Source organism: Micromonospora nigra (assembly GCF_900091585.1).
GTDB classification, from domain to species: Bacteria; Actinomycetota; Actinomycetes; order Mycobacteriales; family Micromonosporaceae; genus Micromonospora; species Micromonospora nigra.
The window spans coordinates 3,443,280-3,465,107 of the sequence record NZ_FMHT01000003.1; the positions used below are offsets into that span (position 1 = coordinate 3,443,280).

Genomic DNA, 21,828 nt, shown 5'->3' on the forward strand with positions numbered 1-21,828 from the left:
GGTGAGCGCCTTAGGCGACCCTCAGGGATGTGTTCGTGACATCTTGCCTGCTGACCAGCGGCTGCGCGACCCGCTCCGGATGTGCCGCTCGTGACATCCCCGCCCGCGCGGCCCGCCGATCCCTCGGCGACACTGGGCTGGACGGGCTGGTCAGCGTCACGGGGCCGGGACCGCCCCGACGGGCAGGGGAGGGAAAGTGACGGGTGACACACCGCCACCGGCGGCGATGCGACACGAGTACACCGCCGACACCGGACTCACCGAGGCGGGCCTGGCCGGCGACTGGCACACCCAGTTCGCCCGCTGGTTCGCCGACGCGGTCGCGGCCGGGTTGCCGGAACCCAACGCGATGGTCTTCGGCACGGCCGACGCCGCGGGGCGGCCCAGCGGCCGCACGGTGCTGCTCAAGGGGTATGACCCGGAGGGCTTCGTCCTGTTCACCAACCACGGTTCCCGCAAGGGCGCCGAGGTGGCCGCCAACCCGTACGCCAGCCTGGTGTTCCCCTGGTTTCCCATGCAGCGGCAGGTGGTCGTCGCCGGCCGGGTCGAGCGGATCGACCGGGCCGCGACGGAGGCGTACTTCGCCGACCGGCCGCGCGGCTCCCAACTGGGCGCCTGGGCCAGCGACCAGTCCCGGGTGATCCCGCACCGGGCGGCCCTCGACGAGGCGTACCGGGCGGCGGCGGAGCGGTTCGCCGGGGTGGAACAGGTCCCCGCCCCGCCGCACTGGGGCGGGCTGCGGGTGCGACCCGAGTCGGTGGAGTTCTGGCAGGGCCGGGCCAGCCGGCTGCACGACCGGCTGCGGTTCCGGCGTACCGGGGACGGCGGCTGGGTGGTGGAGCGGCTCGCCCCGTGAGCACGGAGGGGACGGCCCGGGGGCGCGAGCGGCGCCGCTGGGCGATCGACCTGCGCCCGCTGCGGGTGCCCGCGTACCGTCGGCTGTGGGTCGGCAACAGCATCGCCATGTTCGGCTTCCAGTTCACGGCGGTCGCCGTACCTGTCGAGATCTTCACGCTGACCGGGGACTCGTTCTGGGTGGGTCTGCTCGGGGTGGCGGCTTTCGTACCCCTGCTGGTGTTCGGGTTGTGGGGCGGCGCGATCGCCGACGCCCGGGACCGCCGGCTGGTGCTGCTCGCCGGTTCGGTGCTGCTCTGGGTCTCCGTGCTCGGGCTGCTGGTCCAGGCGCTGCTGGGGGTCGGTAGCCCGCTGTTGCTGCTGGGGCTGGTGGCCCTCAGTGCGGTGTCGTTCGCGGTCGCCGGCCCGGCCCGCAGCGCGCTCGTGCCCCGGCTCGTCCCCGCCGAGCTGATCCCGGCGGCCACCACGCTGAACTTCACCACGGCGATGGCCACGGCGGTGCTCGGGCCGCTGGCCGCCGGCCTGATCCTCGCCGTCTGGCGCGTGGACGTCGCGCTGCCGGTCGCCTACGGCGTGGACGCGTTGCTGCTCACCGCCCTGGTCGGGGCGGCGCTGCGGCTGCCCGCCATGCCGCCGGAGCCGGACCCGGACGGGCACGCGCCCCGGGCGGCGGGCCTGCGCAGCATCGTCGACGGGATGCGCTACCTGGCCGGAGCGCCGGTGCTGCTGCTGTCGTTCGGCGTCGACCTGATCGCCATGGTCTTCGCCTTTCCCCGCGCGCTGTTCCCCGAGGTGGCCACCGAGCGGTTCGGCGGCGGCGCGGCGGTGGGCTGGCTCTACAGCTCGATCGCGCTCGGTTCCCTGCTCGCCGGGCTCGTGTCCGGCTGGATCGGCCGGGTGCGCCGGCAGGGGCTGGCCCTGGTGGCGGCCGTCGTCGGATGGGGCCTCACGGTGGCGCTGGCCGGGTTGGCCCGGCAGCTCTGGCTGGTCGTCGCGCTGCTGGTCCTGGCCGGAGCCGCCGACCTGGTCAGCTCGGTGGTGCGACAGTCCATCCTGCTGATCCACGCGCCGGACCGGATGCGCGGCCGGCTCCAGGGGGTGAACACGGTGGTGGTGGCGGGCGGGCCGCGGCTGGGCGACCTGCGGGCCGGCACCATGGCGGCCGGCTTCGGCAGCGGCGTGGCGTGGGTGGGCGGCGGCCTGGCGGCGGCCGTGCTGGCGGTGCTACTCGCGGTGACCTTCCCGGCCCTGCTGCGTCACCGGGCCGCGACCGGGTCGAGCGCCGACCGGGGTTGAGCGGTTAAGGTCCCGGCATGGAAACCCCTTACCAGCAACCGCCGTCCGGGGCACAGTGGACGATCGCCGCCGGCGGCCACGAGGCTGTCATCGTCGAGGTCGGCGGCGGGGTCCGCACGTACCGGCAGGACGGGGTGGACCATCTCGACGGGTACGACGCCGACGAGATCTGCCCCGGGGGGGCCGGGCAGGTGCTCGCTCCCTGGCCGAACCGGATCCGCGACGGCCAGTACCGATTCGGCGGCCGGTCGTTGCAGCTCACGCTGACCGAACCGGCCCGGCACAACGCGATCCACGGCCTGGTCACCTGGGTGCCGTGGCGGCTGGAGGACCAGCGGCCCGACGCGGTGACGGTCGGGTACGACCTGCCGCCGCAGCCCGGCTACCCGTGGCCGCTGCGGCTGCGGACCCGGTGGAGCGTGGGCGCGGACGGGCTGCGGGCCGAACACGAGGTGACCAACCTCGGCGGCGAGGAGGCGCCGTTCGGCTTCTCCGTGCACCCGTACCTGCGGCTGCCGGGGGTCGCCGTGGACGACATGTCGCTGCGGGTGCCTGGGCGTACCCGGCTGCTGGTGGACAGCCGGCTGCTGCCGGTGGGCGCGGCGAAGGTGGCCGGCACCGAGTTCGACTACACCGAGGGCCGCCGGATCGGCGACGCGGTGCTCGACCACAGCTTCGGGCAGGTGGACCGGGAGGCCGACGGGACGTCGGTGGTGACCCTCGCCGGGCCGGACGGCGGGTCGGGGGTGCGGATCTGGGCGGACGGGGAGTTCGGCTGGTGGCAGGTCTTCACCGGTGACACCCTGTCGGGGGAGCGGCACCGCCGCTCGGTGGCGGTGGAGCCGATGACCTGCCCACCGGACGCCTTCCGCTCGGGTCGGGACCGGATCACGTTGGCGCCGGGCCAGGTCTGGCGCGGTGTCTGGGGCGTCCGACCCGGGCTCTGAGCGGGTGTGGGGAGCGCGATGGAGTTCGCGGAGGTCGTCCGGCGTCGCCGGATGGTGCGCAACTACGACCCGGACCGGCCCGTGCCGCCGGAGGTGGTCGACCGGCTGCTGGAGCACGCCGTCCGGGCCCCGTCGGCCGGGTTCGCCCAGGGCTGGGGTTTCCTGGTGCTGGAGGAGCCGGCCGACCGGGAACGGTTCTGGGCGGCGACCACCCCGGAGGGTGGCGGTCGGGAGCGGTGGCTGGCCGGGATGCGGCGGGCACCGCTGATCGTGGTGCCGCACGCCAACCGCTCCGCCTACCTGGAGCGCTACGCGGAGCCGGACAAGGGCTGGGCCGACCGGGCCACGGAACGCTGGCCGGTGCCGTACTGGCATGTCGACACCGGATTCGCCGCACTGCTGATGCTGCTGACCGCTGTGGACGAAGGGCTGGGGGCCTGTTTCTTCGGCATCCCGGCGCAGCGGCAGGCGGCGTACCGGGAGGCGTTCGGCGTGCCGGAGGAGTACCAGCCCGTCGGCGCGCTCACCATCGGTTACCGTGCCCCCGACCACCGGTCACCGTCGTTGCGTCGTGGGCGACGTCGCATGGACGAGGTCGTGCGGCGGGGACGGTGGGATGCGGCGGGCGGCTAGGCTGGCGAGTCATCGGCGCCGAGGCGTCGCGCCGCGACCCGGCCCGGTGTCGCGGGCCGGCCGGCCAGGGGGAGGGAGCGTGCCGTCGTGATCTTCAGAGCGGTCCGGGACGGGCGTCCCTACCCGGAGCACAACCTGACGCTCAAGCAGTGGGCCGAGATCCCGCCCCGGCCGCTGCGACTGGACCAGTTGATCACCACCAAGCGTGAGCTGGCGCTGGACAAGCTCCTCGCGGAGGATTCGACCTTCTACGGCGACCTCTTCCCGCACGTCGTGCAGTGGAACGGTGGCCTCTACCTGGAGGACGGCCTGCACCGGGCGTTGCGGGCGGCGCTCCAGCAGCGCAACCAGATCCACGCCCGGGTGTTGGTCCTCGGGGCGGCCGAGTGACCGCCCCGGCGCGCTGAGGCTTCGTTAAGGTTGCCGGCATGAGCCCCGTTGATCTGCTCGACCTCGACTCGTCGCTCAGCGAGGAGGAGCGCCAGGTCCGCGCCGTCGTGCGCCGGCTCGTCGACGACCGGGTGCGCCCGCACGTCGCCGGCTGGTACGAGGACGGTCAGGTGCCGGCCCGTGACCTGGCCCGTGAGTTCGGCAAACTCGGGCTGCTCGGCATGCACCTCACCGGCTACGGCTGCGCCGGCTCGTCGGCGGTGGCGTACGGGCTGGCCTGTCTGGAACTGGAGGCCGGCGACTCCGGGGTGCGCTCCCTGGTGTCGGTGCAGGGTTCACTGGCCATGTACGCCGTCTGGCGCTACGGCAGCGAGGAGCAGAAGCAGCGCTGGCTGCCCGCGATGGCGACCGGTGAGGCGATCGGCTGCTTCGGGCTGACCGAACCGGACCACGGCTCCGATCCGGCCTCCATGGCCACCCGCGCCCGCCGCGACGGCGACGACTGGGTCCTCACCGGCAGCAAGATGTGGATCACCAACGCGCCGATCGCGGACGTCGCGGTGATCTGGGCGCGCACCGACGAGGGGGTGTGCGGCTTCGCCGTACCGATGGACACGCCGGGGGTGACGGCGCGGGAGATCCGGCGCAAGATGTCGCTGCGCGCCTCCGTCACAGGGGAGATCTCGCTCGACGACGTGCGCCTCCCGGCGGACGCCCGGCTGCCCGAGGCGACCGGGCTCAAGGCTCCGCTGAGCTGCCTGACCGAGGCCCGGCACGGCATCGTCTGGGGTGCGTTGGGCGCGGCCCGCGACTGCCTGGAGACCACCCTGGGGTACGCGGCCACCCGCACCCAGTTCGGCCGGCCGCTGGCCGGCTTCCAGCTCACCCAGGCCAAGCTGGCCGACATGGCCGTCGAGTGGACCAAGGGTTATCTGCTGGCGGTGCAGCTCGGCCGGCTCGCCGACGCCGGCCGGTTGCGCCCCGACCAGGTCAGCGTGGGCAAGCTGAACAACGTGCGGGAGGCCCTGGCGATCGCCCGCCAGTGCCGCACGATCCTCGGCGCGAACGGCGTCTCCGGCGACTACCCCGTGATGCGGCACGCCAACAACCTGGAGAGCGTGCTCACCTACGAGGGCACCTCGGAGATCCACCAACTGGTCATCGGGCAGCGCCTGACCGGGCTGTCGGCCTTCGTCTGACCTGTTCCGGCACGGTCCACCGAGCGCGAGTCGTACGGGGGCCTTACCGTCTTCATCAGACGACCTGTCGGACGAGGACGGTGAGGGCGATGGCCCGCGACGGTGACAGCAACGAGCCGACCACGCAGTTCCCCGGCCTGCCGGCCGGCGACGACCATCCGGGCAGCGCGCCGAGGGCGGGGGGCGGTGGGCCGGCGCGCGGCCTGCTGTGGGTGCTGGGCGCGGCGGCGCTGGCCGTCGTGGTGCTGCTCGGGGTGCAGGCCACCGGCCTGCTGCCGGAGTTCCGCAACCCGTTCACCAAGGAGCAGACCGACCGCAGCCAGCCGCCGCTGCTGCTGTCGATCCGGGATCTCAGCCGCTACGTGGCCGCCGAGGGCAACTACCAGGTCGTCGTCGACCTGCAGAACGACCGGCGCAACGTGCCGGACTGGCTGCTCAACGAGCGCACCCTGTTCGTCGGGGCGGGCACCGTCGAGGCGTACGTCGACTTCTCCACGATCTCCGAGGGTGCGATCGTGCGGTCCGCCGACGGGAAGTCGGTGGAGATCAGGCTGCCGGCGCCGCAGCTCGGGGACACGAACCTCGACATGGAGTCCAGCTACGTGTTCGCCGAGGAGCGCGGCCTGCTCAACCGGGTCGGCGAGCTCGTCGGTGGCGACCCGAACCGGCAGCAGCAGGTCTACCGGCTGGCCGAGGAGCGCATCACCACCGCCGCCCGGGACAGCGGGCTGACCCAACGCGCCGAGGAGAACACCCGCAAGATGCTGGAGGGGTTGCTCCGTTCCCTCGGCTACGAGCGGGTGACGATCACCTACGTCGCCCCCTGAGCCGACCCGGGACGCGGTTGGTGACCGACTCCAGTTGCGGTATATCGCGGCATCCGGCCGCCAGGAAAGCGCGATATACCGCAACCCGCGCCGCGCGCGTCCCGTGTCCGGCGCCCGCTGGACCGGTCGGGGGCCGGTGGAGGGCGTCAGTAGGCCGTGCCGTGCCGGTCCTCGTTGGGCATGATGATCCACAGCGCCAGGTAGACGATCACCTGGGTGCCGGGCAGCAGCAGGGACAGCAGGAACAGCAGCCGGACGAAACCGGGGGACCTGCCGAACCGGCGGGCCAGGCCGGCACACACGCCGGCGATCATGCGCCCCTGGCGGGGTCGGACCAGTTTGCGACTCATCGTCGTACTCCACTCTGCGGCCTGCGCCGCGTCGCCTGGAATCAACGCTAGGAACGGGTGGTCGCCGTGCCCTCGGTCCCGAGGAGGAGCGGCGACGTGCCCACCCGTAGGTGCATACCCGCGCGGCCACCGTCTGACGCACCACCACGACCATCCCGGGTACCCGGCCCGATGCGGGGTACCTGGCGGTTGACGGGTGGGCGGGGCGCGGCGCGGTAGGCTCGCCGGCTGGGCCCACAACGTGGTGTGCCGACGAGGAGGTGCGGTCGTGATCAGCGTGTTCGACCTGTTCAGTGTCGGTATCGGCCCGTCCAGCTCGCACACCGTGGGTCCCATGCGGGCGGCCCGGACGTTCGTGGCCGGGCTCAAGGCCGACGGCCTGCTCGCGGACATCGCCCGGGTACGCGCGGAGCTGTTCGGTTCGCTGGGCGCGACGGGGCACGGCCACGGCAGCGACCGGGCGGTGCTGCTGGGGCTGGCCGGCGAGACCCCGGAGACCGTGGACACCGACTCCGTCGAGAGGCGGGTGGAGCGGATCCGTGCCGGGCGTCAGCTCGACCTGCTCGGCACCCACGAGATCGACTTCGACCCCGACCAGGATCTGGTGCTGCACCGCCGCCGGTCGTTGCCGTACCACCCGAACGGGATGACCTTCGCCGCCTACGACCGGGCGGGTGCCGAGGTCAGGGCCCGGACGTACTACTCGGTGGGCGGCGGGTTCGTGGTGGACGAGACCGCCGCCGGAGCGGACCGGATCACGGCGGACACGACCCCGGTCAGGTACCCGTTCCTGACCGGCGCCCAACTGCTCGACGTGACCCGGGAGTCGGGACTGTCGATCAGCGGGGTGATGCTCGCCAACGAGCTGTCCCGGCGCAGCGAGGCCGACGTACGCGCCGGTCTGCTGGACATCTGGCGGGTGATGCGGGAATGCGTGGCGAGCGGCTGCGAGCGTGACGGGACGCTGCCGGGCGGCCTGAAGGTGCGCCGCCGCGCCGCCGAGCTGCGCCGCAGCCTGGAGGCGGAGGCCGGCACCGCCGACCCGCTGCGCGTCATGGACTGGGTGACCCTGTTCGCCCTGGCCGTCAACGAGGAGAACGCGGCCGGCGGTCGGGTGGTGACCGCCCCGACCAACGGCGCGGCCGGGATCATCCCGGCGGTGCTGCACTACTACACCCGGTTCGTGCCGGGCGCCTCCGACGAGGGCGTGGTGCGGTTCCTGCTGGCGGCGGGCGCGATCGGCGTGCTGTTCAAGGAGAACGCCTCGATCTCCGGGGCCGAGGTGGGCTGCCAGGGTGAGGTGGGGTCGGCGTGTTCGATGGCGGCGGCCGGGCTGGCCGAGGCGCTGGGCGGCAGCCCCGAGCAGGTGGAGAACGCCGCCGAGATCGGCATGGAGCACAACCTGGGCCTGACCTGCGACCCGGTGGGTGGCCTGGTGCAGATCCCCTGCATCGAGCGCAACGCGGTGGCTAGCATCAAGGCGATCACGGCCGCCCGGCTGGCGCTGCGCGGCGACGGCGTGCACGCGGTCTCGTTGGACAAGGTCATCAAGACCATGCGGGAGACCGGCGCGGACATGAAGGTCAAGTACAAGGAGACGGCGCGTGGCGGCCTGGCCGTCAACGTGATCGAGTGCTGAGCCGTCGCGGCCGGCACCGTTCACCGACTGCTAACCTGTCGTCCGTTTCAGCAGGCGGGAGTCGGCGGTGACCACAGGCGTCGCGTCGTTGTGGGCGCACCGCGCCTCGCTGCGCATCCTGGTCCGGCGTGACCTCGCCGTGAAGTACCAACAGTCGGTGCTCGGCTACTTCTGGTCGCTGATCGAACCCCTGGGCATGGGGGCGATCTACTGGTTCGTCTTCGGCGTCCTCTACTCCCGGGACACCACCCGACACCTGGGCGAGGCCGCCGGGTCGTACCCGCTGTTCCTGATCACCGGGATCTTCGCCTGGATGTGGACCAGCTCGGCGCTGAGCGAGGCCACCAACGCCCTCACCGGGCAGTCCCGCCTGATCACCACCATGAACGTGCCCCGGCAGGTCTTCCCGATCGGCCGGGTCACGGGCCGGTTCGCCGAATACCTCGCCGGCCTGCCGATCCTCGCCGCGATCGCGGTCGGCTACGCCGCGTCCGGGCGGATCGACCTCGGCTGGTCGCTGCTGGCGCTGCCCCTCGCGGTGGGCGTCCAGGCGACCCTGCTGGTGGGGCTGGCGTTGCTGCTGTCGGCGTGCAACGTGCTGATGCGGGACGTGGAGCGGTTCATGCGCCTGATCATCCGGGTGCTGTTCTACGCCACGCCGATCATCTACCCGCTGAGCCTGGTCCGCGACTCGGGCCTGCCGGGCTGGCTCAAGGTCGGCTACGAGCTGAACCCGCTGGTCGGCATCTTCCAGCTGCACCACGCCGTCTGGTACCCGGACGAGTTCCCACACGCCCGGCTGTTGGCCACCACGCTCGGTGGCAGCCTCGCGGTGCTGGTGGCCGGCTGGTGGGCGTTCCGCCGGCTCGAACCCGCTGTCCTCAAGGAACTCTGATGGCCGAGCCGATCATCGAGGCGCAGGGCCTCGGCATCCGTTTCGTGCGCAACCGCCGCCGGCAGCTGCGGCTGCGGGAGCTGTTCATCCACCGGGGTACGCGCGGCGCGGCGCAGGGCCGGTTCTGGCCGCTGCGCGACGTGTCGTTCACGGTGGCCGCCGGGGACACGATCGGGGTGATCGGCCGCAACGGCACCGGCAAGAGCACGCTGCTGCGGCTGATCGCCGGGGTGCTCATCCCCGACGAGGGCCGGATCCGGGTACGCGCTGACGTCGCGCCGCTGCTGGAGCTGTCCGCCGGTTTCTCCAACGACCTGACGGGGCGGGAGAACCTGCACCTGGTCGGTGGCCTGCACGGGCTGTCGTCGACCTACCTGAAGCGACACTTCGACGAGATCGTGTCGTTCGCCGGCGAACAGGTGGAGCGGGCCATCGACACCTCGGTGCGGCACTACTCGTCCGGCATGAAGGTCCGGCTCGGTTTTGCGATCATCTCCCACCTGCCGCACCCGATCCTGCTCATGGACGAGGTGACCGCAGTGGGTGACGCGGAGTTCCGCAAGAAGTGCTACACGACCATCGACCGTCTGCTCGGGGAGGGGCGCACTCTGGTGCTGGTGTCACACAACGAAAAGGACCTGACCCGGTTCTGTCGTCGAGGGCTCTACCTCGACGCGGGCCGGTTGAGCGTCGACGGAACCATCGCCGAGGCGCTGGCCGCGTACCACGCCGCGGTTCCCCGGTGACCGTCGCGATCGTGCTCGCCGCCGGAGGCCCGGCCGCGAGCCTGCCGACGGGCACCGGTGAGCCGCTGGCCGAGCGGCTGGCCGACCAGCTCCGCCAGGCGGGAGCGCGGGACGTACGGTTCGCCGCCGACCTGGCGGAACTGGCCGCCCTGGCCGCCACCGCCCCCGGCCCGGTGCTCGTCACCGGCGTCGACCTGGTGGCGCACACCGCCGTCCTGCGGCACCTGGCCACGAGTCCCGGCGGCTCGACGGTGGCGCTGGTGCTGACCGATCCGCCCGCCCCCGGTCGTGCCGTCGTGTGCGAGGAACGCGGCCAGGTGGTCGACGCCGGCCCGGCCGGCACCCTGGAGGGCACGGTCACGGGAACCTTCGGTGGGGCGTTGCGGGTCGGCCCGGCGGACCTGCCGGCCCTGGTGGCCGCCGCCCGCGCCGCCGCCCAGCCCGACACCGCGCCCGCGGTGGACCGGCTCTTCGCCGGCCTCGCGGCGCTGGGCACCCGGATCTCCGCCCACCGGGTACGCCTGCTCGTGGCACACCGGGTCGACGAGCGCACCGGCCTGGCCGTCGCGGAGGCCGGGGTGGCCGCCGTGGACGAGGACCGGGCCGAGTTGAAGCTGTCGGTGAAGGAGAAGGACGACTTCTTCACCACGTACTTCGTCAGCACCTGGTCCCCGTACGTGACGAAGGCCGCCGCCCGGCTCGGGTGGGGGCCGACGGCGGTGACCATGCTGTCGGTGGCCATGGCGGTCGCCGCGGCGGTGCTGTTCGGCGTCGGCGGCCGGGTGCTGCTGGTGGTCGGCGCGGTGCTGCTCTACCTGGGGTTCGTGCTGGACTGCGTGGACGGGCAGCTCGCCCGCTACACCCGGCACTTCAGCGCCTGGGGCGGCTGGCTGGACACGATGGCCGACCGCTTCAAGGAGTACGTCGTGTACGCGGGCCTGGGCTTCGGGGCGACCCAGGCGGGCTTCCGGTACGGCTGGGCGTTGGCGATCGCCGCGATCACCCTGCAGACGGTGCGGCACATGACCGACGCCTGGTACGGGGTGCTGCACGACGAGGCGGCCCGCCGGCCGAAGCCGGTGACGACCGGCGGGGGGATCGGCGACCGGCTCAACGCGGCCTCGAACCGGGTGCAGGCCGACACGGGTTCGCTGTCGTACTGGTTGAAGCGCACGGTGGTCTTCCCGATCGGGGAACGGTGGGCGCTGATCGCGGTGACGGTGGCGTTGTTCGGGCCGCTGGTCAGCCTGTACGCGGTGCTCACCTGGGGGGTGCTGGCGTTCGCGTACACCGGTGCGCTGCGTACCCTGCGGGCACGCTGGATGTGGGTGCCGGTGCTGGACACGGTCGATGCGACCCTGCACCGTGACGACGGCCCGCTGGCCGGCCGACTGCCGGTGGTGCGACCGGTGGGTCCGTTGACCCTGGCGGTGCTGGGGGCGCTGGCCCCGGCGGCGGTGCTGGTCGCGGCGGCCTGGACGGGTGCGGCCGGGCTGCGGTGGACGGTGCCGGTGGCGGCGCTGCTGCTGTTGGTGGGCGCGCTGGGTGCCGGAGCGGCGCACAACGGCCCGTTGGACTGGCTGGTGCCCGCGGCGCTGCGGGCCGGTGAGTTCCTGTTCGCCATCGTGGTCGGGGTGGTCGGTGGTGCGCCGGCCTGGCTGGTGTTCGGGTACCTGCTGGTGCTGACGTTGCACCACTACGACCTGGTCGCCCGGCTGGAGAAGCGGCAGCCCGCACCGCCGCTGCACGCCGCGACGCTGGGCTGGGAGGGCCGGTCGGTGCTGCTGGCACTCGCCACGATCGCCGGATTTGCGACTGTTGCTCTAGCTACACTCGGTGCGTACCTTATCGGGGTGTTCGTGGCGAGCGTCGCCCTGGCCTGGGTCGTCCTGCCGGCCCGCGCAGCGCGGGGAACGGCCGTCCCGGCCGGCGCGGGAGGTCGCTCGGCGGGCTGACGGGGGGCCGGTGCGGATGACGTTGGTCAGTTTCGTCGTACCGGCCTACCGGGTGCAGGGCTACCTGCGCGAATGCCTGGACTCGATCCTCGGCCAACCGGTCACCGACATCGAGGTGATCGGGGTCGACGACTGCTCACCGGACGCCAGCGGTGACATCATCGCCGAGTACGCCGAACGCGACCCGCGGGTGACGGCCGTCCGGCTGCCCGGCAACGTGGGGCTCGGCCCGGCCCGCAACGTCGGGCTGGACCGGGCCACCGGCGAGTACGTGTGGTTCGTCGACGGCGACGACTGGCTGGCCCCCGACTGCCTGACCGAGGTGGCCGACCGGCTCCGGGCCACCCGGCCCGACGTGCTGCTCGTCGACCACGTCCGCACCCACTGGGACGACACCGCGACCCGCAGCGCCATGGCGGAGGTGTTCCCGGAGCCGCCCGGTCCGGTCACGTTCCGGCTGCGGGAGCGCCCGGAGGCCCTGCGTCTGCTGCACACCGCCTGGAACCGGCTGGTCCGTCGCCGGTTCCTCGACCAGGTGGGCCTGCGCTTCGCCCCCGGCTGGTACGAGGACGTGTCGTTCAGCTATCCGGCGTTGCTGGCCGCGGACCGGATCGGCGTGCTGGACCTGGTCTGCGTCAACTACCGGCAGCGCCGGGCCGGGGCGATCACCCGGACTCGGGGCGACCGGCACTTCGAGGTGTTCGAGCAGTGGCACCGGGTGTTCCGGTTCATGGCCGACCGAGGGCTGGACGAGCTGCGCCCGGCGGTGTTCGAGCGGATGGTCTGGCACGAGCTGACCGTGCTCGGCAACGGCGCGCGGATCGCCCCCGAGTTGCGGAAGCCGTTCTTCGACCGGATCAGCGCCGACCACCGGCGGTTCGCTCCGCCGGACGCGCCCGCGCCGGAGGGCGCCGAAGGGCTCAAGCACCGGCTGGTCGCCGCTGGCGACTGGCGGACGTTCAGCGCGCTGCGGGCGGCGAGCCGCACCGGGGCGGCGGCGCGGGGCCGGGCCCGGGCCGTCCGTGGCCGGGTGCTGCCCCCGGCCCGCCGGGCGGCCCGGCTGGCCCGGGACGCGTTGCTGCGTGAGTACTACCGGGCGGAGCTGCGTCGGCCGGTCGACGATGGCCTGGCGGTGTACGCCGCGTACTGGTACCGGGGGTACGCCTGCAACCCGGCTGCCGTCTACGAGGCGGCGCGGCGGCTCGCGCCGCAGGTGCGGGGCGTGTGGATCGTGCGGCGGGACCGGGTGCACACCCTGCCAGACGGGGTCGAGTACGTCGTGGCGGGCACGCCCGCGTACCACCGGGTGCTGGCCCGGGCCCGGTGGCTGGTCAACAACGTCAACTTCCCGGACTTCGTACGCAGCCGGCCGGGCACGACACACGTGCAGACCCACCACGGCACGCCGGTGAAGGTGATGGGGCTGGACCAGCAGCGCTACCCGTTGGGCGCGGTCGGCATGGACTTCGCGGGGCTGCTGCGGAGGGTGGACCGTTGGGACGTCAGTGTCACCTCGAACAGTTTCTCCACGCAGATGTGGGAGCGGGCGTATCCGGCGGCGTACACGACGCTGGAGGTCGGCTACCCGCGCAACGACCGGCTGGTCACCGCGACCGCCGAGGAGGTGCTGCGGATCCGGGCGGAACTGGGGGTCAGCCCCGGTGAGCGGGTGGTGCTGTACGCCCCGACGCACCGGGAGCACCTGCCCCGCTACCGGCCGCCGTTCGACCCGGAGCGGTTTCTCGCCGCGCTGGGCCCGGCGGGCCGACTGCTGGTGCGCAGCCACTACTTCCACGACCGGGACCGGCGGCGCCCCGCCGACCGGGACCGGATCCACGACGTCAGCGCCCACCTCCGGGTCGAGGATCTGTACCTGGCAGCGGACGTGCTGGTCACGGACTACTCGTCGGCGATGTTCGACTACGCGGTGCTGGACCGGCCGATCGTCGTCTACGCCCCCGACTGGGACGCCTACCGGCTGGCCCGGGGGGTCTACTTCGACGTGACGGCCGAGCCGCCGGGTGCGGTGGCGCGGACCTTCGCGGAGTTGCTCGACATCTTCGCGTCGGACGCGGTCGCGGACGACGGCGCGGAGCGGGCGCGTGCCCGGTTCCGGGCGCGGTTCTGCGCGCTGGACGACGGGCATGCCGCCGAGCGGGTCGTCCGGCGGGTGTTCCTTACCGACGAGGGACGATTTGCACTCGTTTGAGCTGACTGCCCGGTTCGAGGGTGTGTAATAGGTCTGTCACGAGCCGAACATGGCACGTTTACCCGATGTGCTGACCACATGATGCTGGTCACAGTCATTCGGGGTTCGGTCGAGGAGCTGGGGGAGGAGACGGTGACCACCGTCGCGCTCAAAGACGTCACGAAGGTTTTCAGAGACGGCACGCTGGCAGTTGACAAAGTTAATCTCGATGTGAACGACGGCGAGTTCATGGTGTTGCTCGGCCCGTCGGGCTGTGGCAAGTCGACCGTGCTGCGCATGGTCGCGGGGTTGGAGGACCCGACCTCGGGGGCGGTGATGCTGGACGGCGAGCTGGCCAACGACCTGCCGCCCAGGGAGCGGAAGATCGCGATGGTCTTCCAGGACTTCGCGCTCTATCCGCACATGACCGTCGGCGACAACATCGGGTTCCCGCTCAAGCTGGCGGGTGTGGAGCAGACCCCGCGCGGCGAGCGGATCGCCGACGTGGCCAGCGCCCTGGGCATCGGCGACGTGCTCGGCCGCCGGCCGAGCCAGCTCTCCGGCGGCCAGCGCCAGCGCGTGGCGATGGGCCGGGCGATCGTCCGCCGACCGGGTCTGTTCCTGATGGACGAGCCGCTGTCCAACCTCGACAGCGGCCTGCGGGCGGAGCTGCGCGCGGAGATCTCCGGGCTCACCCGCGAGCTGGGCGTCACCACCATCTACGTCACCCACGACCAGGCCGAGGCGCTGACCATGGCCGACCGGGTGGCCATCATGCGCAAGGGCGTGCTCCAGGACGTGGGCACACCCACCCAGGTGTACGGCCGACCGGCCACCCTCTACGTCGCGGCGTTCCTGGGCAGCCCCCGGATGAACCTGCTGGAGGCGTCGGTCTACGTGCACCTGGACCGGTACATCACCCTGACCCTCGGTGATCAGGCGCTCTACCTGCCCTGGGACGACATCCGCAGCAGGGCCGTGGCCCACTACCACGGTGAGCGGATCGTGGTCGGCATGCGCGCGGAGGCGCTGACCCCGGTCGCGCCGGACGCCCCGGGCGACGTGCTGCACGGTCGCATCCGCTACCTGGAGCACCACGGCCACGAGTCCCTGGCGTTCCTCGACATCGGGGCGACCGCGGTGGTGGTCGACGAGATGGGCGCGCCCGCCGAGGGTGACGTCCCGCTGGGTCAGCGTGGCCTGCGCCGGTTCGGCCAGGTCATGCAGCGGTTCGCGGGGCGTGGCGGCAACGGCGGGGAACCGACGCCCGAACCGGCCGGCCGCACCAGCGTGCTGCCCGACCCGGGGCGACACCACCGCCGTCCGGCGGAACTGGCGGTACGTCTCGCACCGTACCCGGCGGTGGCGGCGGGTCACCCCCTCGCGGTGTCGGTACGCATGGACGCGCTGCACTTCTTCGACGAGCGCGGTGACCGTATCGACGTCGGCTGGCGCTGACCGGGCAGCCCGGGTGGCCGCCGACCGGGCCCAGGTGGGTTGCTGACGGCTGCCCGCCGCGCGGCTCGGTCGGCGCCCTGCTGTGCGGCCCGTGCCTGTGCGGCCCGCGGCTGCTTGCCGAGCAAGTTACCGGCTAGTAGCGTCGGCGGTATGACCATCGACTCGCGCCAGGTGGCCGCCGGCATGCTCCGGGCGGTGCCCTTCGCCCGCACGCTCGGATTCGAGTTCGTCGAGGTGGCCCCCGAGGCCGACGGCGGGGTGCGGGCCGTCGTTCGCCTGCCCGACTCCTCCGCCACCCACAATCACGTCGGTGGCCCCCACGCGGGCGCGATGTTCACCCTCGGCGAGACCGCCTCCGGCGCGGTGGTGATGGCCGCGTTCGGGCATCTTCTCGACCGGGTCACCCCGCTGGCCGTCCGCGCCGACATCGCGTACCGGAAGCTGGCCCTGGGGCCCGTGCTCGCCACCGCCCGACTCGGTCGGCCGCCCGCCGAGGTGATCGCCGAGTTGGACGCCGGGCAGCGTCCCGAGTTCGAGGTGCCGGTGGGGATCGCCACCGAGGACGGCACCGCCACCTCGGTCATGACCGTCGTCTGGACCCTGCGCCCGAACCGCTGACACCGGACCAGCATGTCGATCGGGGTTTGCCCGGCGGGTGGTCTGGTTAGATTCGTACGATGTTGGGCCTGCCTGCGCACGTGACCGCCTGTCTCTTCGACCTGGACGGGGTACTCACCCAGACCGCCCGGGTGCACAACGTCGCCTGGACCGCGACCTTCGACGAGTACCTGCGCCGCCGCGCCGCCGCCACCGGCGAGCCGTTCCGGCCGTTCGACCCCGGCTCGGACTACCACCGGTACGTCGACGGCCGGCAACGCGCCGACGGGGTGCGCACCTTCCTCGCCTCGCGGGGCATCGTGCTGCCCGAGGGCCATCCCGACGACCCGCCCGAGGCGGACACCGTGCACGGCCTCGGCAACCGCAAGAACGTGCTGCTTCTGTCGAGCATCCGCAGCGGCGGCGTCGACGTGTACCCGGGCTCCGTCACGTACCTCAAGGCGGTCGTCGCCGCCGGACTGCGCCGCGCGGTCGTCACCGCCAGCGCCAACGGGCGCGAGGTGATCGCCGCCGCCGGGCTCGAGCCGCTGTTGGAGGCCCGGATCGACGGCCTGGTCGCCCGCGCCGAGGGCCTGCGCGGCAAGCCCGAACCCGACACCTTCCTCGCCGGGGCGAAGGTCCTCGGCGTCGACCCGGCCGAGGCCGTCGTCTTCGAGGACGCCCTTGCGGGAGTGGCTGCCGGCCGGGCCGGCGGCTTCGGGTACGTCGTCGGGGTCGACCGGGCCGGTCAGGCCGACGAGCTGCTCGCCCACGGCGCGGACATCGTGGTCACCGACCTCGCCGACCTGCTCGACACGGGACGACCCGAGTGATCCGGGAACGCGCCTATCCCGTCGACCCGTGGCACGTCCGGGAGACCCGCCTCGACATGGACGTGCTCGCCCAGTCCGAGTCGGTGTTCGCGCTGTCCAACGGGCACGTCGGGCTGCGCGGCAACCTCGACGAGGGCGAGCCGCACGGCCTGCCCGGCACCTACCTGAACTCGTTCTACGAGCTGCGTCCCCTGCCGTACGCGGAAGCCGGCTTCGGTTTCCCCGAGTCCGGGCAGACCATCGTCAACGTCACCAACGGCAAGCTGATCCGGCTGCTCGTCGACGACGAACCCCTCGACGTGCGCTACGGCGAACTGCTCGCCCACGAGCGGATCCTCGACCTGCGCGCCGGCACCCTGCACCGGGAGCTGCACTGGCGTTCTCCGGCCGGCCGTGAGGTGAAGGTGCGCAGCACCCGGCTGGTCTCCTTCCGCCAGCGGTCCGTCGCCGCGATCAACTACGAGGTCGAGGTGGCCGACGGCGACCCGCTGCGCGTCATCGTGCAGTCCGAACTGGTGGCGAACGAGACGCTGCCCCCGCAGAGCCGGGACCCGCGCGTCGCCGCCGTGCTGGAGTCGCCGTTGCAGGCCGAGGAGGAGTTGACCACCGACGACGGAGGGCTGCTCATCCACCGCACCAAGGTCTCCGGCCTGCGGTTGGCCGCCGCGATGGAACACGAGGTGCAGGGTCCGTCGCACACGATCGAGTCCGAGGGGTACGAGGACTGGGTACGCACCACCGTGGCCTGCGTACTGCAGCCCGGTCAGACCCTGCGGGTCGTCAAGTACCTCACGTACGGCTGGTCCAGCCGCCGCTCCCTGCCGGCGCTGCGCGACCAGGTCGGCGCGGCCCTCGCCGCGGCGAAACTGGACGGCTGGGAGGGGCTGCGCCGCGAGCAGCGGGAGTACCTGGACGAGTTCTGGGACGCCGCCGACGTGGTGGTCGAGGGCGACCCCGAGGTGCAGCAGGCCGTCCGGTTCGGGCTGTTCCACGTCCTGCAGGCCGGCACCCGCGCGGAACGGCGGCCCATCTCCGCCAAGGGGCTCACCGGCCCCGGGTACGACGGGCACGCCTTTTGGGACACCGAGATGTTCGTGCTGCCGGTACTCACCTACACCCACCCCACTGCGGTGCGCGACGCCCTGCACTGGCGGTACTCCACGCTCGCGCAGGCCCAGGAGCGGGCGGAGACGCTCAACCTGGCGGGCGCGGCCTTCCCGTGGCGCACCATCGAGGGGCCCGAGTCGTCGGGTTACTGGCCGGCCGGCACCGCCGCGTTCCACATCGCCGCCGACATCGCCGACGCCCTGCGCCGGTACGTCCTGGTCACCGGCGACACGCAGCTGATGCGGGACATCGGGCTGGAGCTGCTGGTGGAGACCGCCCGGCTGTGGCGGGCCATCGGGCACCACGACCGGCACGGCCGGTTCCACATCGACGGGGTGACCGGCCCCGACGAGTACACCGCCGTCAAGAACGACAACATCTACACCAACCTGATGGCCCAGCGGAACCTGCTCGCCGCCGCCGACGCCGTCCGCCACTACCGGGACGAGGCGTACCACCTGAGGGTCACCGACGAGGAGGCCGCCGAGTGGCGCGACGCCGCGGCGGCCATGCACGTCCCGTACGACGACGAGGTCGACGTGCACCAGCAGGTGGAGGGGTTCACCCGGCTCCAGGAGTGGGACTTCGCGAACACCCCTGCGGAGAAGTATCCCCTGTTGCTGCACTTCCCGTACTTCGAGCTGTACCGCAAGCAGGTGGTCAAGCAGGCCGATCTGGTGCTGGCCATGCACTGGCGGGGCGACGCCTTCACGCTCGAGGAGAAGCGCCGCAACTTCCTCTACTACGAGCGGCGCACCGTGCGGGACTCGTCGCTGTCCGCCTGCACCCAGGCGGTGCTGGCCGCTGAGGTGGGCTACCTGGAACTGGCGCACAGCTACCTGCGCGAGGCCGCGTTGATGGATCTTCACGACCTCAACGAGAACACCCGCGACGGCGTACACATGGCCTCGCTCGCCGGGGCGTGGATCGCCCTGGTCGCCGGCTTCGGTGGGCTCCGCGACCACGACGGGCTGATGACGTTCGCACCCCGGCTACCGACCCGGTTCGGTCGGCTGGAGTTCTCGTTGCAGTGGTGCGGGCTGCGGCTGCGGGTCGACGTCCACCCGCAGCACACGACGTACGCGTTGCGGCACGGCAGCGCCGGGGACGCGGTGGAGCTGCGGCACCACGGCACCCTGGTCAAGGTGGCCTGGGACGCGCCGGTGACCCTGCCGAACCCGCCCGTCGAGCCCGACATCCCCCCGGTGGAGCAGCCACCCGGCCGCGCGCCGTTGCTCCGTCCCCCCGACCTGCGCACCTGACGGCGCTGGCGGCGACCGCCGACCCGGCACAGGGTCGGCGGTCGCGTCGTCCGTCGGTGCGGCGGCGGTCAGATCGGGCGGCCCTGGGAGGGGCGGCCCGCCGCGTCCCGGGGTGCCATCGCCCGCGGATCGTCCGCGGTACGCGCCTGGGCCGCCTCGTCCGCCCAGTCCCGGTCGCGCTCGGTGTCCTGTTCCTGCCGCCCGCGTTCGGCGGTCTGCTGTCGGGAGTCTCGCTGCTGCTGCGCCATGGGCGGTCCTCGCGATCTGCTCGGGGCGCGCCGGTCGCGCCGGTCCTACGGTCGTCCGACGCCTACCCGGGGCCCCGCCCGACAAACGGCCCCGCCCGCCCGGTCGGCGCAGGAGGCCGGTCGCGTGGGGCGGGCCGGTCGGGGTATCCGGCCGGCACGGGCCGGCCGGTCGGCCGGCGTTACGGAGGTGGGGAGATGGACGTGCGCAGCAGTGCGGTGTCGATCCCGGCGGGCCAGGTCGAACTGCCCGCCGATCTGCTCGTCCCGGCGCGTCCCACCGGCGTGGTGCTCTTCGCGCACGGCAGTGGCAGTTCCCGGCACAGCCCCCGCAACGTGGCGGTGGCGCACGTGCTCAACGGAAGCGGGCTCGGCACGGTGCTGGTCGACCTGCTGACCCCGGCGGAGGACGAGGTGGATGCGGTGACCGTTGAGCTGCGCTTCGACATCGGGCTGCTCGCCGGGCGGCTCGCGGGGATCGTGGACTGGCTGGATGCCGCGCGTCCGGCGGGACCGGTGCCCGTCGGCCTGTTCGGGGCGAGCACCGGTGCCGCCGCCGCCCTGGTCGCCGCCGCCAGTCGGCCGGCGCAGGTGGGGGCGGTGGTGTCCCGGGGCGGCCGACCCGATCTCGCCGGCGCCGCGCTCGGGCAGGTGCGCGCCCCCACCCTGCTGCTCGTCGGTGGCCTCGACGATCAGGTGATCACGCTGAACGAGCAGGCCAGGGCGGAGCTTCCCGGAGCGGTCGAGCTGCGGATCGTGCCGGACGCGACGCACCTCTTCGAGGAACCGGGCGCCCTGGACCAGGTGGCCGAGCAGGCCGCCGACTGGTTCACCACCCACCTGCACCCCCACCCCGCCCCGGCGTGACCAGGACGGGAGCCGTTCAGGACGGTGAGGGAACCGGGTCGGGCGGGGTGGGCTCGGGTGGGGTGGGTGCGGTGCGGGCCTGCTCCCGCTGGCGTTGCACGGAGTCGATGACCCGCCACACCACCGCCGTGATCGGCACCGCCACGAAGGCACCCGCGATCCCCGCGATCAGCGTGCCGGCGGTGACCGCCACCAGGATCACCGCGGGATGCAGCCGCACCTGGCGTTTCATGATCAGCGGTTCGAGCAGGTTGCCCTCCATCTGCTGCACGGCGATCACGGCAGCCAGGGTGAGCAGGGCGGTGGTCGGCCCGTTCGCGGCCAGCGCCACCAGCACCGCCACCGCGCCCGTGACGGTCGCCCCGATGATCGGCACGAACGCGCCGATGAAGACGATCAGGGCTAACGGGAACGCCAGTGGCACGCCGAGCAGCACCAGGGCCAGCCCGATGCCGACCGCGTCGATCGCGGCGATCATCATCGTGCCCCGGCTGTACGAGCCGAGGGTGTGCCAGCCGGTCCGGCCCGCCTCGGCGGTCACCTCGCGGTTCGGGCCGGTCGCCCGGCGCAGCACCCAGTGCCACATGGACCGCCCGTCCTTGAGGAGGAAGAACAGCAGCACCAGGGAGAGCAACGCCGCCCCGAACCCCTCGATGACGGAGCGCGCGCTGGCGACCGGGTCCACCGAACCCTGCCCCGTCGCCTCCCGGACCCGGCTGAGCAGCCGGTCGAGCTGCTCGTCGGTCACCGGCAGGGTGGAGGTCACGAAGTCACGGGTGCGTTCCAGGCCCTGTTGCAGTTCCCGGCCCAGCTCCTCGAACTGGCTCGCGGTGAGATTCCACACCAGCGCGCCCGCCCCGGTCAGGAAACCCAGCAGCAGCAGGACGGTGAGCAGCGCCGCGAGGGCGGCCGGCAGGCGCAGGCGACGCAGCGCGAGCTGCACCGGGTCGAGCAGGGCGGTCAGGAAGATGGTCGCCGCCAGCGCCACGGCCAGCGGAGCCAGCAGCACCGCGATCTTGCCCAGCAGGTAGAGGCCAGCCACGATCACCACCAGGCAGGCGCTCCAGACCACTGCGGAGCGCACCAGCCAGGGCAGTGCCGTCCACGTCTGCCGGGGACCCGCGCCCCGGTCCGTCGTGTCGGTGGGCGTCTGCCCGGTATCGCCTGCGACCACGTCAGCCCTCCTCGATGTCGGGCGGGTCGTACCCGGTCGGCGTCCCGCCGACACCCGTTTCCACGCTAGGTGTCCGGGCACGCCCCCGTAGAGCGATCCGTCCGGCCCGTCGGAGTTTGTGCCGCTGGGGTGGGGGAACCCCAGTGCAGGTGACCCGGCACTGAGGGAGGACGTCATGAGCAACTTCATGGACAAGGCCAAGGATCTCGCCGACAAGCACGACAAGCAGGTCGACCAGGGGCTGGAGCGGGCCGGTGACATGGCCGGAAAGCGCACCGGCGGCAAGTACGACCAGCACATCGACAAGGGCGTGAACCAGGCCCAGACGCGCACCGGTGAGGGCGACCAGGTGCGCTGACACCGAG

The 21,828-nt window shown here is 72.7% G+C and carries 21 protein-coding genes; 18 read left to right on the forward strand and 3 right to left on the reverse strand.

Annotation, left to right across the window (positions count from 1 at the left end):
• The first annotated feature begins 226 nt into the window (after window positions 1–226).
• The 7 genes from pdxH to GA0070616_RS14820 all read left to right on the forward strand — a co-directional run bounded on the left by pdxH (window position 227) and on the right by GA0070616_RS14820 (window position 6,147).
• Complete coding sequence (gene pdxH / locus GA0070616_RS14790) at window positions 227–856, forward strand: pyridoxamine 5'-phosphate oxidase (RefSeq protein WP_091082249.1); 630 nt, start codon at window positions 227–229, stop codon at window positions 854–856.
• Window positions 853–2,151 carry an MFS transporter gene (locus GA0070616_RS14795; RefSeq protein ID WP_091082251.1) on the forward strand — a complete coding sequence of 433 codons (1,299 nt, stop codon included), beginning with the start codon at window positions 853–855 and terminating at the stop codon, window positions 2,149–2,151. The genes pdxH and GA0070616_RS14795 overlap by 4 nt, the downstream gene beginning before the upstream one ends.
• 17 nt (window positions 2,152–2,168) lie before the next feature.
• On the forward strand, window positions 2,169–3,098 hold the full coding sequence (locus tag GA0070616_RS14800) for an aldose 1-epimerase family protein (protein ID WP_091082254.1): 930 nt from the start codon (window positions 2,169–2,171) through the stop codon (window positions 3,096–3,098).
• A gap of 18 nt (window positions 3,099–3,116) precedes the next feature.
• Window positions 3,117–3,731 (forward strand): nitroreductase family protein, encoded by a 615-nt coding sequence (locus GA0070616_RS14805; protein WP_091082257.1) that lies wholly within the window; start codon window positions 3,117–3,119, stop codon window positions 3,729–3,731.
• Window positions 3,732–3,818: 87 nt separating this feature from the next.
• Window positions 3,819–4,121, forward strand: coding sequence for a type II toxin-antitoxin system VapB family antitoxin (locus GA0070616_RS14810; RefSeq protein ID WP_091082260.1), 303 nt, complete (start codon window positions 3,819–3,821; stop codon window positions 4,119–4,121).
• A gap of 38 nt (window positions 4,122–4,159) precedes the next feature.
• Entirely contained in the window at window positions 4,160–5,320 is a 1,161-nt protein-coding gene (locus GA0070616_RS14815) for an acyl-CoA dehydrogenase family protein (RefSeq protein ID WP_091082262.1), read from the forward strand.
• An 89-nt stretch (window positions 5,321–5,409) separates the two neighbouring features.
• Window positions 5,410–6,147, forward strand: coding sequence for a DUF4230 domain-containing protein (locus tag GA0070616_RS14820; RefSeq protein WP_091082265.1), 738 nt, complete (start codon window positions 5,410–5,412; stop codon window positions 6,145–6,147).
• A gap of 146 nt (window positions 6,148–6,293) precedes the next feature.
• Here the strand turns inward: GA0070616_RS14820 and GA0070616_RS14825 are convergent, their stop codons facing one another.
• Window positions 6,294–6,497 (reverse strand): PspC domain-containing protein, encoded by a 204-nt coding sequence (locus GA0070616_RS14825; RefSeq protein WP_091082268.1) that lies wholly within the window; start codon window positions 6,495–6,497, stop codon window positions 6,294–6,296.
• 268 nt (window positions 6,498–6,765) lie between these two features.
• Between GA0070616_RS14825 and GA0070616_RS14830 the strand changes: the two genes are divergently transcribed.
• The 9 genes from GA0070616_RS14830 (at window position 6,766) to GA0070616_RS14870 (ending at window position 19,177) form a co-directional block, all read left to right on the forward strand.
• A complete protein-coding gene (locus GA0070616_RS14830) occupies window positions 6,766–8,136 on the forward strand; it encodes an L-serine ammonia-lyase (RefSeq protein ID WP_091082270.1) in 1,371 nt (456 codons plus the stop codon).
• A 67-nt stretch (window positions 8,137–8,203) separates the two neighbouring features.
• A complete protein-coding gene (locus tag GA0070616_RS14835) occupies window positions 8,204–9,031 on the forward strand; it encodes an ABC transporter permease (protein WP_091082272.1) in 828 nt (275 codons plus the stop codon).
• Window positions 9,031–9,777 (forward strand): ABC transporter ATP-binding protein, encoded by a 747-nt coding sequence (locus GA0070616_RS14840; protein ID WP_091082274.1) that lies wholly within the window; start codon window positions 9,031–9,033, stop codon window positions 9,775–9,777. Before GA0070616_RS14835 ends, GA0070616_RS14840 begins: the two co-directional genes overlap by 1 nt.
• Window positions 9,774–11,732 carry a DUF5941 domain-containing protein gene (locus tag GA0070616_RS14845; RefSeq protein ID WP_091082276.1) on the forward strand — a complete coding sequence of 653 codons (1,959 nt, stop codon included), beginning with the start codon at window positions 9,774–9,776 and terminating at the stop codon, window positions 11,730–11,732. Before GA0070616_RS14840 ends, GA0070616_RS14845 begins: the two co-directional genes overlap by 4 nt.
• Before the next feature lie 16 nt (window positions 11,733–11,748).
• A complete protein-coding gene (locus tag GA0070616_RS14850) occupies window positions 11,749–13,941 on the forward strand; it encodes a bifunctional glycosyltransferase/CDP-glycerol:glycerophosphate glycerophosphotransferase (RefSeq protein ID WP_091082279.1) in 2,193 nt (730 codons plus the stop codon).
• A 132-nt stretch (window positions 13,942–14,073) separates the two neighbouring features.
• Window positions 14,074–15,378, forward strand: coding sequence for an ABC transporter ATP-binding protein (locus tag GA0070616_RS14855; RefSeq protein ID WP_091090808.1), 1,305 nt, complete (start codon window positions 14,074–14,076; stop codon window positions 15,376–15,378).
• A gap of 150 nt (window positions 15,379–15,528) precedes the next feature.
• Complete coding sequence (locus GA0070616_RS14860; RefSeq protein WP_091082282.1) at window positions 15,529–15,996, forward strand: DUF4442 domain-containing protein; 468 nt, start codon at window positions 15,529–15,531, stop codon at window positions 15,994–15,996.
• A 59-nt stretch (window positions 15,997–16,055) separates the two neighbouring features.
• Complete coding sequence (locus tag GA0070616_RS14865) at window positions 16,056–16,808, forward strand: beta-phosphoglucomutase family hydrolase (RefSeq protein ID WP_091082285.1); 753 nt, start codon at window positions 16,056–16,058, stop codon at window positions 16,806–16,808.
• Entirely contained in the window at window positions 16,805–19,177 is a 2,373-nt protein-coding gene (locus GA0070616_RS14870; protein WP_091082288.1) for a glycoside hydrolase family 65 protein, read from the forward strand. Before GA0070616_RS14865 ends, GA0070616_RS14870 begins: the two co-directional genes overlap by 4 nt.
• Before the next feature lie 68 nt (window positions 19,178–19,245).
• Here the strand turns inward: GA0070616_RS14870 and GA0070616_RS14875 are convergent, their stop codons facing one another.
• On the reverse strand, window positions 19,246–19,425 hold the full coding sequence (locus tag GA0070616_RS14875; RefSeq protein ID WP_091082291.1) for a hypothetical protein: 180 nt from the start codon (window positions 19,423–19,425) through the stop codon (window positions 19,246–19,248).
• Window positions 19,426–19,620: 195 nt separating this feature from the next.
• On the opposite strand from GA0070616_RS14875, the gene GA0070616_RS14880 reads away from it, so the two are divergent.
• The gene (locus GA0070616_RS14880) at window positions 19,621–20,289 is read left to right on the forward strand and encodes a dienelactone hydrolase family protein (protein WP_091082294.1); all 669 of its coding nucleotides are present in this window, start codon (window positions 19,621–19,623) and stop codon (window positions 20,287–20,289) included.
• Between the two features lie 16 nt (window positions 20,290–20,305).
• Here GA0070616_RS14880 and GA0070616_RS14885 read toward each other — a convergent pair whose 3' ends face one another.
• The gene (locus GA0070616_RS14885; protein WP_091082296.1) at window positions 20,306–21,463 is read right to left on the reverse strand and encodes an AI-2E family transporter; all 1,158 of its coding nucleotides are present in this window, start codon (window positions 21,461–21,463) and stop codon (window positions 20,306–20,308) included.
• Window positions 21,464–21,638: 175 nt separating this feature from the next.
• On the opposite strand from GA0070616_RS14885, the gene GA0070616_RS14890 reads away from it, so the two are divergent.
• Window positions 21,639–21,821 carry an antitoxin gene (locus GA0070616_RS14890; protein WP_091082299.1) on the forward strand — a complete coding sequence of 61 codons (183 nt, stop codon included), beginning with the start codon at window positions 21,639–21,641 and terminating at the stop codon, window positions 21,819–21,821.
• Window positions 21,822–21,828: the final 7 nt, after the last annotated feature.